This window comes from Sphingomonas faeni, assembly GCF_030817315.1.
In the GTDB taxonomy this organism is placed as follows: domain Bacteria; phylum Pseudomonadota; class Alphaproteobacteria; order Sphingomonadales; family Sphingomonadaceae; genus Sphingomonas; species Sphingomonas faeni_C.
In genome coordinates, this window is record NZ_JAUSZF010000001.1 from 2,162,468 (window position 1) to 2,175,534 (window position 13,067).

General features: G+C 66.5%; 14 protein-coding genes. 8 read left to right on the forward strand and 6 right to left on the reverse strand.

Annotated elements, in window-relative coordinates:
* Positions 1 to 80: 80 nt before the first annotated feature.
* Positions 81 to 620 (reverse strand): nucleotide exchange factor GrpE, encoded by a 540-nt coding sequence (gene grpE / locus QFZ54_RS10030; RefSeq protein WP_307086838.1) that lies wholly within the window; start codon positions 618 to 620, stop codon positions 81 to 83.
* 25 nt (positions 621 to 645) lie between these two features.
* A complete protein-coding gene (hrcA, locus tag QFZ54_RS10035; RefSeq protein WP_307086840.1) occupies positions 646 to 1,689 on the reverse strand; it encodes a heat-inducible transcriptional repressor HrcA in 1,044 nt (347 codons plus the stop codon).
* A gap of 218 nt (positions 1,690 to 1,907) precedes the next feature.
* Here hrcA and rph point away from each other — a divergent pair, with 218 nt between their 5' ends.
* A complete protein-coding gene (gene rph / locus QFZ54_RS10040) occupies positions 1,908 to 2,624 on the forward strand; it encodes a ribonuclease PH (RefSeq protein WP_056055360.1) in 717 nt (238 codons plus the stop codon).
* Positions 2,621 to 3,256, forward strand: coding sequence for an RdgB/HAM1 family non-canonical purine NTP pyrophosphatase (gene rdgB, locus QFZ54_RS10045; RefSeq protein WP_307086847.1), 636 nt, complete (start codon positions 2,621 to 2,623; stop codon positions 3,254 to 3,256). The genes rph and rdgB overlap by 4 nt, the downstream gene beginning before the upstream one ends.
* A 127-nt stretch (positions 3,257 to 3,383) precedes the next feature.
* On the opposite strand, the gene QFZ54_RS10050 is transcribed toward rdgB, so the two are convergent.
* Positions 3,384 to 4,181 (reverse strand): EAL domain-containing protein, encoded by a 798-nt coding sequence (locus tag QFZ54_RS10050; RefSeq protein WP_444965517.1) that lies wholly within the window; start codon positions 4,179 to 4,181, stop codon positions 3,384 to 3,386.
* Between the two features lie 67 nt (positions 4,182 to 4,248).
* A complete protein-coding gene (locus QFZ54_RS10055) occupies positions 4,249 to 4,806 on the reverse strand; it encodes a CAP domain-containing protein (protein ID WP_307086849.1) in 558 nt (185 codons plus the stop codon).
* Between the two features lie 43 nt (positions 4,807 to 4,849).
* Here QFZ54_RS10055 and hemW point away from each other — a divergent pair, with 43 nt between their 5' ends.
* The gene (gene hemW, locus QFZ54_RS10060) at positions 4,850 to 6,022 is read left to right on the forward strand and encodes a radical SAM family heme chaperone HemW (RefSeq protein ID WP_307086851.1); all 1,173 of its coding nucleotides are present in this window, start codon (positions 4,850 to 4,852) and stop codon (positions 6,020 to 6,022) included.
* A gap of 129 nt (positions 6,023 to 6,151) precedes the next feature.
* Here hemW and QFZ54_RS10065 read toward each other — a convergent pair whose 3' ends face one another.
* The gene (locus QFZ54_RS10065; RefSeq protein WP_307086853.1) at positions 6,152 to 7,366 is read right to left on the reverse strand and encodes a penicillin-binding protein activator; all 1,215 of its coding nucleotides are present in this window, start codon (positions 7,364 to 7,366) and stop codon (positions 6,152 to 6,154) included.
* Between QFZ54_RS10065 and rsmI the strand changes: the two genes are divergently transcribed.
* From rsmI to QFZ54_RS10085, 4 genes are all read left to right on the forward strand, one after another.
* Positions 7,365 to 8,225: a 16S rRNA (cytidine(1402)-2'-O)-methyltransferase gene (gene rsmI, locus QFZ54_RS10070; RefSeq protein ID WP_307086855.1), complete on the forward strand. Its 861-nt coding sequence runs from the start codon at positions 7,365 to 7,367 to the stop codon at positions 8,223 to 8,225. The two genes, QFZ54_RS10065 and rsmI, sit on opposite strands and share 2 nt — an antisense overlap.
* 123 nt (positions 8,226 to 8,348) lie before the next feature.
* A complete protein-coding gene (locus QFZ54_RS10075) occupies positions 8,349 to 8,702 on the forward strand; it encodes a YraN family protein (RefSeq protein WP_307086857.1) in 354 nt (117 codons plus the stop codon).
* A gap of 177 nt (positions 8,703 to 8,879) precedes the next feature.
* Positions 8,880 to 9,833 (forward strand): glutathione synthase, encoded by a 954-nt coding sequence (gene gshB, locus QFZ54_RS10080; RefSeq protein ID WP_307086859.1) that lies wholly within the window; start codon positions 8,880 to 8,882, stop codon positions 9,831 to 9,833.
* Positions 9,834 to 9,980: 147 nt separating this feature from the next.
* Positions 9,981 to 10,586, forward strand: a complete 606-nt coding sequence (locus tag QFZ54_RS10085) for a DedA family protein (RefSeq protein ID WP_307086861.1) — start codon at positions 9,981 to 9,983, stop codon at positions 10,584 to 10,586.
* A 5-nt stretch (positions 10,587 to 10,591) separates the two neighbouring features.
* Here QFZ54_RS10085 and QFZ54_RS10090 read toward each other — a convergent pair whose 3' ends face one another.
* Complete coding sequence (locus QFZ54_RS10090) at positions 10,592 to 11,461, reverse strand: tyrosine recombinase XerC (RefSeq protein WP_373458594.1); 870 nt, start codon at positions 11,459 to 11,461, stop codon at positions 10,592 to 10,594.
* A gap of 127 nt (positions 11,462 to 11,588) precedes the next feature.
* On the opposite strand from QFZ54_RS10090, the gene QFZ54_RS10095 reads away from it, so the two are divergent.
* Positions 11,589 to 13,028: a diguanylate cyclase domain-containing protein gene (locus tag QFZ54_RS10095; RefSeq protein ID WP_307086864.1), complete on the forward strand. Its 1,440-nt coding sequence runs from the start codon at positions 11,589 to 11,591 to the stop codon at positions 13,026 to 13,028.
* Positions 13,029 to 13,067: the final 39 nt, after the last annotated feature.

The following is a 13,067-nucleotide window of genomic DNA, read 5'->3' on the forward strand; positions in this document are numbered from 1 at the left end:
CCGCAGATGTTACTTGGGAGGAGAGCCCCCTCCACCACCACGCAAGCGCGTGGCGGTCCCCCTCCCCGTTCCGGGGAGGATTACCCAGCCTTAGCGACGCCGACCATGGCCGGACGCAGCAGGCGGTCCTTGATCATGTAGCCGACCTGCATCTCCTGGACGATCGTGCCCGCAGGCTGGTCGCTCGGGATTTCCATCATCGCCTGATGCTTGTTCGGGTCGAGCATCTGGCCCTCCGAGACGATCTTGGTGATGCCGTGGCGCTGGAACACGCTCTCCAGCTCGCGACCGGTCGCTTCGAGGCCGGTGACGAGCCCCTTCATCTTGTCGTCCGCGCGCAGATCCGCGGGGATCGCCGATAGGCCGCGCGCGAGGTTGTCGGCAACCGACAGCACGTCGCGTGCGAACGCCGTCGCGGCATAGGCGCGGGCGTCCTGCGCTTCCTTCTCGGCGCGGCGGCGGACGTTCTGGATCTCGGCCTGAGCGTACAGGACGTTCTGCTTGGCTTCCGCCAGCTGGTTCTCGAGCTCGGCGACGCGGTCGTTCGCCGCGACTTCGGGCGCGTCTTCGGCGGTCTCTTCGCGCAGGTCGGCAGGAGCGTTCTGATCGGTATCGGACATGATGTTCCCTATGTTTGAGGCCGGCTCAACCCATCAACCGGGCGAGCGTTGCAGCCGTGAAATCCACCATGGGCACGACGCGCGCATAGTTCAACCGCGTGGGGCCGATCACACCGACCACGCCGACTACCCGGCCGTCCAATCCACGGAACGGTCGCGCGATGACCGAAGACCCTGACAACGCGAACAATTTGGTCTCCGCGCCGATGAAAATCCGTGTCGAATCGCCGGCCCGCGCACTGTCTAGAAGCGATGCGACTTCCTGCTTTCCCTCAAGATCGTCGAGCAGGTCGCGGACCCGGTCGAGATCGGCCGCGGCGGCGGCATCGATCAACCGCCCCTGCCCGCGCACGATCAGCACCGGGCGGCGATCCGCATCCTCGCTCCACACCGCGATGCCGCGCTCGACCAAAGTCCGTGCCGCGCCGTCGAGTGCCGCTTGTCCATCCGTCAGCTCGCGTTCGATCCGGCCGCGCGCTTCGGCCAGCGTCAGGCCGCCGAGCGTCGCCGACATGTAATTGCCCGCCTCGATCAGCGCGGACGCCGACATGCCCTTGGGCAGCGCGATCACGCGGTTCTCGACCGAACCATCCTCGCTGACCAGAACCGCCAGCGCCTGCTCCGGCGACAGCGCGACGAACGCGATCTGGCGGAGTTTGAGTTCGCGCTTGGGCACCATCACCAGCCCTGCGCACGCCGACAGCCCGGAGAGCGCGAGCGTGGTCGCGGCGAGCGCCTCCTCGACCGGGCCACCGACGCCGGCGCGCGCCTCGATCGTCTGACGCTCCTCGAACGAGGGCTCCATCGCCTGCATCATGCCGTCGACGAACAGACGAAGCCCGCGGTCGGTCGGCATCCGGCCGGCGCTGGTATGCGGGCTGGCGAGCAACCCCAGCCCCTCCAGCTCACCCATCACGCCGCGAATCGAGGCGGGCGAAAGGCTGAGGCCGGTCAGCTGCGCGATCGTCTTCGACCCGACCGGCGTGCCGCTGGCGAGATAGCTGTCGACCACCGCACGAAAAATGTCGCGTGCGCGATCGGTCAGTTCGGTGACGGGGGGCGTGGCCATCGCTTTGATCTAGGGCGGATCGACGGACGGACAAAGGGGGGAATGCACCCTCTCCACCCGTCATCCTGACGAAAGTCGGGACCCAGAGTAACCGAACGGCGTCCTGTGTGGCTCTGGGTCCTGACTTTCGTCAGGATGACGGCGGTAGTTGGGCTGGCGAGCGACCAAACGAAAGGCTAGGCAGCGGGCAACCACTCACTTCCGTTAGGACACCGACTATGCGCCCATCCGGCCGCGCCCCAGACCAGATGCGTGCGATCACGATCGAGCCGCGCTTCACCAAGCATGCCGAGGGCTCCGTCCTGATCGGCTTCGGCGACACCAAGGTGCTGGTCACCGCCAGCGTCGAGGAGAAGGTGCCGCCGTTCATGCGCGGCAAGGGCGAAGGCTGGGTGACGGCCGAATACGGCATGCTCCCGCGCGCCACGAACACGCGCAACAACCGCGAGGCCGCCAAGGGCAAGCAGTCGGGCCGCACGCAGGAAATCCAGCGGCTGATCGGTCGCAGCCTTCGCGCGGTCGTCGACCTGAAGCTGCTCGGCGAGCGCCAGATCGTGATCGACTGCGACGTGATCCAGGCCGACGGCGGCACGCGCACCGCGTCGATCTCGGGCGGCTGGGTCGCGCTGCGGCTCGCGATCGACGGCCTGCTGGCGAGCGGCAAGCTCACCGCCGACCCGCTGACGCAGAAGGTCGCGGCGATCAGCTGCGGCATCTACCAAGGCAATCCGGTGCTGGACCTCGACTATATCGAGGATTCGGGCGCGGACGCGGATGCGAACTTCGTGCTGCTCGAGAACGGCAACATCGCCGAGGCACAGGCGACCGCCGAGGGCGCGACCTATGACGAGGAGGCGCTTCTACGCCTGCTGCGTCTCGCGCGAATTGGCTGCACCGACATCTTCGCGGCGCAGGCCAAGGCAGTCGCCAAGTGAGCGGCGAGGGCAAGGAGCCGCAGGCGATCCGCAAGCTTGCACCCGGCAAGCTGGTCATCGCCAGCCACAACAAGGGCAAGGTTCGCGAGATCGCCGCGTTGCTCGAAGGCCGCGGACTCGAAGTCGTCTCCGCCGCCGAGCTCGACCTGCCTGAGCCGATCGAGACGGGCACCACCTTCTTCGCGAACGCCGAACTTAAGGCGCGCTCGGCTGCCGACCTGTCGGGTTACCCAGCGCTCGCCGACGACAGCGGGCTGTGCGTCGATGCGCTGGGCGGTGACCCGGGCGTCTACACCGCCGACTGGGCGGAAACGCCGAACGGTCGCGACTGGATGATGGCGATGCAGAAGGTCGAGGACGCGGTTGTCGCCAAGGGTCCCGACGTCACGCGTGGCGCGCACTTCGTCAGCGTGCTGGCGCTGGCGTGGCCGGATGGTCATGTCGAATGGTTCGAGGGGCGTGCCGAGGGTACGCTGACTTGGCCGCCGCGCGGGAATGTCGGGTTCGGCTACGATCCGGTATTCGTGCCGCTGGGTTACAACCAGACTTATGCGGAGCTGCCGCACGAGACGAAGAACGCGATCAGCCATCGGAACGAGGCGTTCAAGCTGCTGGAAGCTGCGGTGTTCTGAGCGGCCGGCGGGGGAGCCCCCTCGCCGTCCCGTCATCCTGACGAAAGTCAGGACCCAAGGTAACGGGCGTTGCCCTTGATGGCTCTGGATCCTGACTTTTGTCAGGATGACGGGAGGTGGGCGCCGTTCAAACGGCGATCAGCTGCTTCTTAGGCCAATTCACCGCCGGCAACGCCTCGAACGCCGGTTTCGCCAGCAGATACCCCTGGATGTACCGCACGCCCAGCGCGCGCAGGGCATCGTATTCGCCTTCGGTCTCAACCCCCTCGGCGATCACCGCGATCCCCAGCCCGGCGCACATCTTCAGCATGCCCTCGACGATCATCCGCCGCGGCAGGCTCGTGTCGATGTCGCGGATCAGCTCCATGTCGAGCTTGATGATATCTGGCTGGAACCGCGCGAGCAGGTTCAACCCGGCATGCCCCGCCCCGAAATCGTCGAGTGCGGTGCCGAAGCCCATCTTCTGATACGTCGCGATGATGTTCGCGACATGCGTGGGATCGAGCATCTCCTCGTTCTCGGTGAACTCGAAGATCAACCGGTCGATAGGCATCCCGACCGCAGCCGCAGTCTTCAACGTCAACTGGATGCACGCGGCGGGTGAATACACGGCGTTCGGGAGAAAATTGATCGACAGCCGCGCCGACGTATCGAGCAGCCCGGCCTTCACCGACGCCTCGATCGCCCGCACCCGGCATTGCTGGTCGAACGCGTAGAGGTTCGCCGGATCGACCTGACCTAGAACGCTCGCCGCCGACTGGCCTTCGGGCCCGCGCACGAGCGCCTCGTACGCAAAGACGGTCTCGGTTTCGACGTCCACGATCGGCTGGAACGCCATCGAAAAGGCGAACGACAGGCCGGCACCGTCGCGGCATCCGACGCAGCCACCGGACCGAGAACCATCGGGTTTGGTTACTGATATCATCAAGGCAAGCTAGCGGAACGCCGCTTAAGAAAGTACGACTGAGATCATACTAACAGCTTATCCTGGATCAATAGGCACGCTCGCCGAAGACGTTGCCGGGAGGCGAGTAGCGGCACACCAGATAGTCATCGGTCTTGTTGCTCGCCATCGCGCAACCGACCTGGGTCGAGCCGCGCCAGACGATCTGCGTGTAGTGCGCGACGTCCTCGAACTTGCCGGTGCGGCTGAACCCGGGGGTCGGCTGGTTGATGAAGTCGCGCTTTTCCGCCACCCAATGCCCGATCATCTCGGGATACGCATAGGCGTAGCGCGTGCCGGTCCACAAATTCTCGCCTTCGCGCGACATGCCCTGGGGTTGCGGGGCGTGCGCGAATTTGCCGGTCCGCGCCAGTTCCTCGGCGTAGGCGCGCGCGGAGGTCGCCAGCGTGTCGCTCCAGGTCAGCGGCGCCACGCCGACGGCGGCGCGGGCGGTGTTGTGGCCGTCCATCATCGCAGTCTTGAGCAGGCTCGGCCCACGCGGGGCCGGCGCCATCGTGTCGCGACGCTCGACGACACGCTCGGGGCCCTGCGCGCAACCCGCCAACAACAGCGCCCCGGCAATCGCCAAACCCATCCGTGCCGTCATTGCGCTTCCTTCAGCCGCCCCGTGCGACCATATGCGCGAGATAATGCCCGTCTTCGAAACACCAAGCCCCCGCTCTGATTCCGCAGGCGACCTCGCGCTCTACGTGCATTGGCCGTTCTGCGTGTCGAAATGCCCGTATTGCGATTTCAACAGCCATGTTCGCGAGGAGGTGGACCAGGCGGCTTGGCGGGATGCGCTGCTGGTCGACCTTGCGCATGAGGCGCGGGTGTTGCCGGGGCGCAAGTTGCAGTCGATCTTCTTCGGCGGTGGCACACCTTCGCTGATGCCGCCGTCGACGGTAGCGGCGGTGCTGAATGCGGCGGAGAAGGCGTGGGGGTTCGCCGAGGGGATCGAGATCACGCTGGAGGCGAACCCGTCGTCGGTCGAGGCGGCAAGGTTCGCCGATCTGGCGAGCGCGGGCGTGAACCGGGTATCGCTCGGGCTACAATCGCTCGACGATACGGCGCTGAAGTTCCTTGGCCGCGCGCATGACGTGAACGAGGGACAGGCGGCGCTTGCCACCGCGCAGAGTGTGTTTCCCCGCGTGAGTTTCGACCTAATCTATGCGCTCCCCGGCCAGCGGCTCGACGACTGGCGTGCGGAACTCGCGCGCGCGCTGAGCCTGGGGACGGAACATCTCTCGCTGTATCAGCTGACCATCGAAGCCGGCACGCGGTTCGCGACCGAGGCCCTGGCCGGGCGGATTGTGATCCCGGACGGCGATTCCGCCGCCGATCTGTTCGAGGCAACGCGCGCGGATACCGCCGCGGCGGGGTTGCCGGCGTACGAGACGTCGAACCACGCACGCCCGGGGTCGGAAAGCCGTCACAACCTCGCTTACTGGCGGTATCAGGATTATGCCGGGATCGGCCCGGGTGCGCATGGGCGGCGCGGCGGGTTGGCGACGGTGCGGCGGAAGAAGCCGGAGAACTGGCTGGCGGCGATCGAACGGAATGGCCACGGGATGGAGGTCGAGGATCCGCTGACCCCCTCGACGCGGGCGACCGAGGCTTTGCTGATGGGGTTGCGGTTGGCGGAAGGGGTGGATCTGGACCGGATCACTGCGCTGAACGCGGGTATCGTGCCGGTCGATCTGGCGGCGGTGGCGCGGCTGGAGGCGCTGGGGCTGATTGCCCATACGCCGGGACGGCTGCGAGTTACCGAAGCCGGCGCGCTACTCCTCGACGCGATCCTGCCGGAAATCGTCACCGCCTAGGCGGCTGCGTTATTCTTCCCCCCACCCTGAAAGGGAGGGGCCGGGGGTGGGTCGGTATGGGGCGGGTGCGTCGATAGCCAATCGGCCAACCCACCCCCTACCCCTCCCTTCCAGGGAGGGGCGAAGTTGCTACTTCCCGAACCCAGCCGGCGCGGGCGAGACCACCGTCGTCGTGCCGCCGCGGATTTCCTTTACCTCGAGCGCACGCTCGGCGACGTTGTCCTTGCCGAAGCGGAACGCGCCGTCGATGCCGGCAAAGCCGTCGCCGTCGCGCAGGCGGTTCACCGGGAACGGCGTGCCGGGCTTCCAATCGCGGGCGATGCGAACCGTCAGCAGGACCGAGTCGTAACCGAGGCTCGACAGGCGGTACGGCCCGGCCCCGAACCGTGCGCGGTATTTGGCGGCGTATTGGCGATAGAGCGTGTCCGAGACGCTGGCATACCAGGCGCCGGAAAGCGCGGGCTTCGCGGCGATCGCAGTGTCCGAATTCCAGAGTTCGGTGCCGAGGATGCGCGTCGACGCGCCGACGCCGCGCTTGACCATCGCCGCCGCCGAGGCTGCGGTGGCGCCACCGTCGGCGATCAGGACCGCGTCATAGGGGGCCTTTGCTGCCAACCGCGTGACGGCACCCGAAACGCCGCCGGGACCGCGCGCGTAGGTCTGGAGCGAGACGACCTGGCCACCCGCGCCTTCGACCGCGCGGAGGAACGCGGTCGAGGCGCGTTCGCCGTACAGCCCGTTGGGGACGAGGCCGGCGAAGTTGCTGACGCCGCGCTCCTTGGCGAAATCGACGACCCGGGCGATCGACTGGGTCGGGACATAGCCCATCAGATACGCGCCATTGCCCGCCACGCCGAGATCGTTGGAGAAGCTCAGCACCGGGATGTTCGCGGCGCGTGCGATCGGCGCGACCGCACGGACGTCGTCGGCGAGCAACGGCCCGAGGATCAGTTGCGCGCCCTCGGCGATCGCGCGCTGGGCGGCGGCGGCGGCACCGGTCGCGGTGTCGTAGTTGGTGATCCGGACGCGCTGGTTCTGCGTGTCGAGCAGGGCGAGCATCGTCGCGTTGGCGATCGACGTGCCGACGCCCGCGTTACTGCCCGACAGCGGGACGAGCAGCGCGACGCGGTTACGCTCGGCATCGCGCGGGATGCCGGTCTCGACACCGATGTCGGGACGATCGACGGGGCGCGTGGTCGGGCGCTGCTGCGACGGTTCGACGGGACCACGCGGGACGATCGTCTGGCACGCGCTGAGCAGGCACGCCGCGGCAAGCGTCGCCCATCGCCCGAATGTGCCCATCGAAAGCGGGCCGGATTGCCCTATCGTCGTCGCGTCTGCCATGACCGTCCCCATGAACCCTGAAACTCTTCTCGATCCCGGCCTCTACATCGTCGCGACCCCGATCGGCAATCTTGGCGATCTGTCGCCGCGCGCCGCCGACATCCTACGCCGCGCCGACGTGATCGCGGTCGAGGACAGCCGCGTGACCGCCGGCTTGCTCCGCCACATCGGCACGAAGACGCCGATGGTGCCGTATCACGATCACAGCGCGGAGGGCGTGCGCCCGGCGCTGATCGCGCGGATGGCGACGCAGGCGGTGGCGCTGGTGTCCGACGCGGGGACGCCGTTGATTTCCGATCCGGGGTTCAAGCTGGTGCGTGATGCGCGCGCGGCGGGGCATCTGGTGGTGACGATCCCGGGGCCGTGCGCAGCGGTGGCGGCGCTGACGCTGGCGGGGCTGCCGACCGACCGGTTCCTGTTCGTGGGGTTTCTGCCGTCGAAGATGCATGCGCGGGCGGAGGCGATCGCCGAAGTGGCCACCATTCGCGCGACGCTGGTGATGTATGAGTCGGGGCCAAGGTTGGGGGCGTGTCTGGCGGCGCTGCTGGAAGGGCTCGGCGACCGCGAGGCGGCGGTGACGCGCGAGATCAGCAAGAAGTTCGAGGAGGCCGTGACGGGGACGCTCTCGACGCTGGCCGAACGGTATGCGGACGCGCCGCCTCGTGGGGAGATCGTGATCGTCGTGGCACCGCCGGGCGAGGCTCCGCCTGCTAGTGCTGAGGATGGGGATGCGGCGTTGACCGAAGCGCTCACACGCCTGTCTACTGGCCAAGCCGCAAGCGAAGTCGCGAAGAAGCTCGGGCTCGACCGGAAGGCTCTCTACGCGCGGGCGCTGGAACTGAAGGCGGAAAAAGGGTGATCGCCCTTCTTCCCCCCTCCCTGGAAGGGAGGGGACGGGGGTGGGTCGGCTGCTTGGGGTCCGCAGCAACAGCCAATCGGCCAACCCACCCCCGACCCCTCCCTTTCAGGGATGGGAGCAGGCATGCGTGACCGTCGTTCCGCAGAGATTGCCGGGCGTCGCGGCGAGCGGCTGGCGGGGTGGTGGCTGCGGCTGAAGGGCTGGAGCATCCTCGATCGTCGCGTGAGGACTCCCGCCGGCGAAGTCGACCTCGTCGTGCGCAAAGGAAACCTGATCGCGTTCGTCGAGGTCAAGACGCGCGCGACCGCGGCCGAACTCGACTTCGCGATCGACGAACGCCGCCTCGCGCGGGTGGCCGCGGCGGCAGAATATCTGATGCCGCGCTATGCCGGGCCAGGCGACGACATCCGCGTCGACGTCATCCTGCTCGCACCCGGTACGCGGCCGCGGCACATCGAGAATGCCTGGATCGGGTAGCAACCCGCAACATTCCGTCATCCTGACGAAAGTCAGGATCCAGGGTAATTGAGGGCATCCTTCATGGCTCTGGGTCCTGACTTTCGTCAGGATGACGGGGCTGATTGAAACGACGTCACCCGATGACTTCGCGCCCGCCCGCGCCTACATGCGCTCGACCGAACAGAAGGAAGACGCATGAGCCTCACCGTCGCCGTCCAGATGGACCCGCTCGACAGCATCAACATCGCCGGCGACTCGACGTTCGCGCTGATGTTGTCCGCGCAGGACCGGGGCCATACGCTCTTCCATTACTCGGCCGAGGACCTGAACTACCGTGATGGCCGCGTCTGGGCGAAGGCGCATCCGGTCACCGTGCAGCGTGTCGTCGGCGATCATTTCGGCGTCGGTGAGCCCGTGAACCTCGACCTTGGCGACGAGGCCGACGTCGTGCTCATGCGGCAAGATCCCCCGTTCGATCTCGGCTATATCACCGCGACGCATCTGCTCGAACGGATCGCCGACAAGACGCTCGTCGTGAACGATCCCGCGCAGGTGCGGAACGCGCCCGAAAAGGTGTTCGTGCTCGACTACCCGCAGTTCATGCCGCCGACTTTGGTCACCCGCTCGCTCGACGAAGCCCGGAAATTCCTGGCCGAGCACGGCGCGATCGTCATCAAGCCGCTGCACGGCAATGGCGGCAAGGCGATCTTCAAGGTCGAGTCGGACGGTGCGAACCTGTCGGCGCTGATGGAGGTCTTCAACATGACGTGGCGAGAGCCGCACATGGTGCAGGCGTTCCTCCCCGACGTGGCGAAGGGCGACAAGCGGATCGTGCTGATCGACGGCGAAGTCGCGGGCGCGATCAACCGCCTGCCGGGCGAAGGCGAGATCCGCTCGAACCTCGCGGTCGGCGGGTCGGCGGAGAAGTCGGAACTGACCGACAAGGAGCGCGAGATCTGCGCGGTGCTCGGGCCGGAGCTGAAGAAGCGCGGGCTGCTGTTCGTCGGCATCGACGTGATCGGCGGCACGTGGCTGACCGAGATCAACGTGACCTCGCCGACGGGGATCGTGGCGATCGAGAAGTTCGATGGGACCGATGTCGCCGGCATGATCTGGGATGCGATCGAGGCGAAAGTCGCGGCGCGGTAATTTCGGCGCGAGGTGGTGCTGGTACGCCGAACTATCAGAAGATCACCACCCCGGCGAAGGCCGGGGTGGTGCAATGGTGGGCCGGGGTAGTGCAATGGTGGAACGCCTCGCGGAACCCATCCGGCGTCCCGGCAGTATCTCATACCCATGACCGAATTCATCCTCGATCTCATCGCCTGGGGCGGATATTTCGGTATCTTCCTGTTGATGGCGCTCGAGAATATCGTGCCGCCCGTGCCCTCCGAAGTGATCATGGGGCTTGGCGGCATGGCGGTCGCGCGGGGTAACATGAGCGTCGTGCCGCTGATCGCGTGGGGCACAGCAGGCTCGGTGGTCGGCAATTACTTCTGGTATTATATCGGCCGCAACATCGGCTACGAACGCTTCCGCCCCTTCATCGCGCGCAACGGCCGCTGGCTGACGATGGAATGGTCCGACGTCGAGAAGATCCACCGTTTTTTCGTCAAGCGCGGCGGCTGGGTCATCTTCGTGTTCCGGTTCATGCCTACCTTCCGCACGATCATCTCGCTTCCCGCGGGCATGACGTGCATGCCGATCTGGCAGTTCGTGATCTGGACCGCGGCCGGCAGCGCGATCTGGAACACCGTGCTGACCTATGCCGGGATATTGCTCGGTTCGCACTTCGAGGAACTCGACCGCTATGTCGGGCCGGTAGCGGTCGCGACGTTCGCCGTCATCATCGTCGGCTATGTCTGGCGCGTCGTCACGTGGAAGCCCAAGGGCTCGGCCTGAGTATCTCAGGCCCGCGGATGCGCGCTCCGATACACGTCCATCAGATGCGCCGCGTCCACCTGCGTATAGACCTGGGTCGAGCTCAGGCTCGCATGACCAAGCAGTTCCTGTAGCGCGCGCAGATCCGCCCCCCGCCCCAGCAAATGTGTCGCGAAGCTGTGCCGCAACGCATGCGGGGTAGTCCGCTCGCCCAGCCCCAGCCGCGCCCGCGCCATGCGCACCGCGCGACGGATCATCACGGGGGATAGCGGACCGCCCTTCGCACCCCGGAACAGGGGCGTGTCTCGTTCGATCGGCCACGGGGTTTGCGCGGCATAGGCCTCGATCGCCTCCCGCACCTGCGGCAGCAGCGGCACGACTCGCGTCTTGGCGCGCTTGCCGAGCACGCGCACCGTCTCGCCGAGCGGCAGGATGCCACCCGGCAGCGTCAGCGCCTCGCCAATGCGCAACCCTGCGCCGTACAGCAGCAGCAACACCGCCCAGTCGCGCGCACCGATCCACGGCTCGCTGGCATCGTCGGCGACGTCCTCCGCCAAGGCGACCGCCTCGGCGGGCGAGATCGGTCGCGGCAGGCCCCGCTTGACCCGCGGCCCGCGCAACCGCGGCTGCTCGGCGGCCTCGTTCGCCCAGGCGAGGAACCCCCGCACCGCCGACAATTCGCGCGCCGCCGATGCGTTGCCGAGACCATTCTCGCGCCGAAATGCAAGATACCCACGGAGGTCCGCCGCGGTCACTCGCGACAGGGCGGCGCGATCCATGCGCTCACCCCAATGCCTGTTCAGAAACGCCGTCAGCCGTTCGGCAGCAGCGCGATAGGCGCGAACGGTATGGACCGATCGCCGCCGATCACGCTCGAGATGCGTCGCCCACAGCATCGACGGGGGCAGCGTTTCGGTTACGATATCTGTATCAACCTGCATCAGGTCGACAGTAACACCCGGAACAGGCAAACAAAAATTAACCCGATCACTATATTCGAGCCTCATGCCGGCTGTCGATCTCATGACGAACAACTTTTCAGATGAAGCACAACGCGTAGAAGCGCTTCACGCACTTGCATTGCTCGATAGCGAGCCCGAACGCGAATTCGACGCGCTGGTAGCGCTCGCCGCGGAAATGCTCGGTTGCCCTAACGCTCTACTGACGCTCGTCGATAGTGAACGTCTTTGGATAAAAGCCGCAAGCGACGGGGAACGCGGGGAAATCTCGCGCGAAGTCGGCATGTGCAGCTACACGATCCAAAGCCAGTCGCCGCTGGTGATCGAAGATCTGGCGGGCGATATGCGGTTTGCCGCCAATCCCTTCACGCAGCCACCCGATGGCATACGATTCTACGCGGGTGCTCCCGTTCATGCCAAGGACGAGCATGGCGAACAATATGCGATCGGTTCGATCTGTGTCGTCGACACTGTCCCGCGTTCGCTGAACGACGCCGGTCGCAAGGCGCTGACGCATCTCGCGACGCTGGCCGAGGCGATGATCGCGGCGCGGTCCGCTGCACGCCAAGCGATCGCGATTGCCACTACTGCCGATCGCCAGGCGGCGGCGCTCGCGCGGCAGGACCGTGTGTTCCGGCAGGCGGAGCGAATGGCGGCGATCGGATCGTGGCGAGTCACGTTGGCCGACGACAAGCTGCAATGGTCGGACGGCGTATACCGTATCCACGGCCTGCCCGTCGGCGACATGCTCGACATGCCCGTCGCGATGGGGTTCTACCCGCCGCACGCGCGCGACGAGTTGAACGCGGCGCTTCGGCAAACGATCGAAACGGGCGCACCGTTCGATATCGAAGTCGACTTCAAGACCGCGCAGGGTGAACAGCGCCGCGTCCGGGTTCTCGGCGAGTGCGAAACCGTCGAGGGTCAGACCGTTGCGCTGGTCGGCGTTTTTCAGGACGTGACCGAACGCCACGCGCTAGAGGTCAACCTCCGGCGGTCGGCGAATACGGATTCGCTGACCGGTATAGGCAACCGCGCTGCCTTCGATCGCGCGCTGGATGCCGCGATGACGCGGTCGCATGCGGACGGTACACCGCTGTTGCTCGCGCTGGTCGATCTCGATGGGTTCAAGGCGATCAACGATACGCTTGGTCATACGGCGGGCGACGACGTGTTGCGCGGCGTCGGCCGGATCTTGAAATCTTCCTGGATGAAGAACAGCTTTGCCGCACGCATCGGTGGCGACGAGTTCGCGATCCTGATCGAGGATCCCGGGATGACCGCGAATCCGGAGTATATCAGCAGCAGGCTGGAGGAAGCGTTGCGCTTTCCGGTCGCGCTGAACGGCCTCGCGATGGTCAGCGCAGGCACGGTCGGCATCACTGCCCTCGACCGCGATTGCCATTCGGTCCGCGACTTCATCCACCGCGCCGACACGATCCTGTACAAGGCGAAGCGCGCCCGCGTAGGCGAACGCCGGCGGCCGAACCGGAACGCTGCGTAACGTCGCGTCGACCACTCCGACGTAGACGGTTCACGCGGA

Coding starts and splice junctions, on each gene's coding strand:
- rph (WP_056055360.1), top strand. CDS start 1,908: ATGCGCCCATCCGGCCGCGCCCCAGACCAGATGCGTGCGATCACGATC.
- QFZ54_RS10050 (WP_444965517.1), bottom strand. CDS start 4,181: ATGATATCAGTAACCAAACCCGATGGTTCTCGGTCCGGTGGCTGCGTC.
- QFZ54_RS10065 (WP_307086853.1), bottom strand. CDS start 7,366: ATGGCAGACGCGACGACGATAGGGCAATCCGGCCCGCTTTCGATGGGC.
- QFZ54_RS10085 (WP_307086861.1), top strand. CDS start 9,981: ATGACCGAATTCATCCTCGATCTCATCGCCTGGGGCGGATATTTCGGT.
- QFZ54_RS10075 (WP_307086857.1), top strand. CDS start 8,349: ATGCGTGACCGTCGTTCCGCAGAGATTGCCGGGCGTCGCGGCGAGCGG.
- QFZ54_RS10055 (WP_307086849.1), bottom strand. CDS start 4,806: ATGACGGCACGGATGGGTTTGGCGATTGCCGGGGCGCTGTTGTTGGCG.
- QFZ54_RS10095 (WP_307086864.1), top strand. CDS start 11,589: ATGACGAACAACTTTTCAGATGAAGCACAACGCGTAGAAGCGCTTCAC.
- QFZ54_RS10090 (WP_373458594.1), bottom strand. CDS start 11,461: ATGCTGTGGGCGACGCATCTCGAGCGTGATCGGCGGCGATCGGTCCAT.
- grpE (WP_307086838.1), bottom strand. CDS start 620: ATGTCCGATACCGATCAGAACGCTCCTGCCGACCTGCGCGAAGAGACC.
- gshB (WP_307086859.1), top strand. CDS start 8,880: ATGAGCCTCACCGTCGCCGTCCAGATGGACCCGCTCGACAGCATCAAC.
- hemW (WP_307086851.1), top strand. CDS start 4,850: ATGCCCGTCTTCGAAACACCAAGCCCCCGCTCTGATTCCGCAGGCGAC.
- hrcA (WP_307086840.1), bottom strand. CDS start 1,689: ATGGCCACGCCCCCCGTCACCGAACTGACCGATCGCGCACGCGACATT.
- rsmI (WP_307086855.1), top strand. CDS start 7,365: ATGACCGTCCCCATGAACCCTGAAACTCTTCTCGATCCCGGCCTCTAC.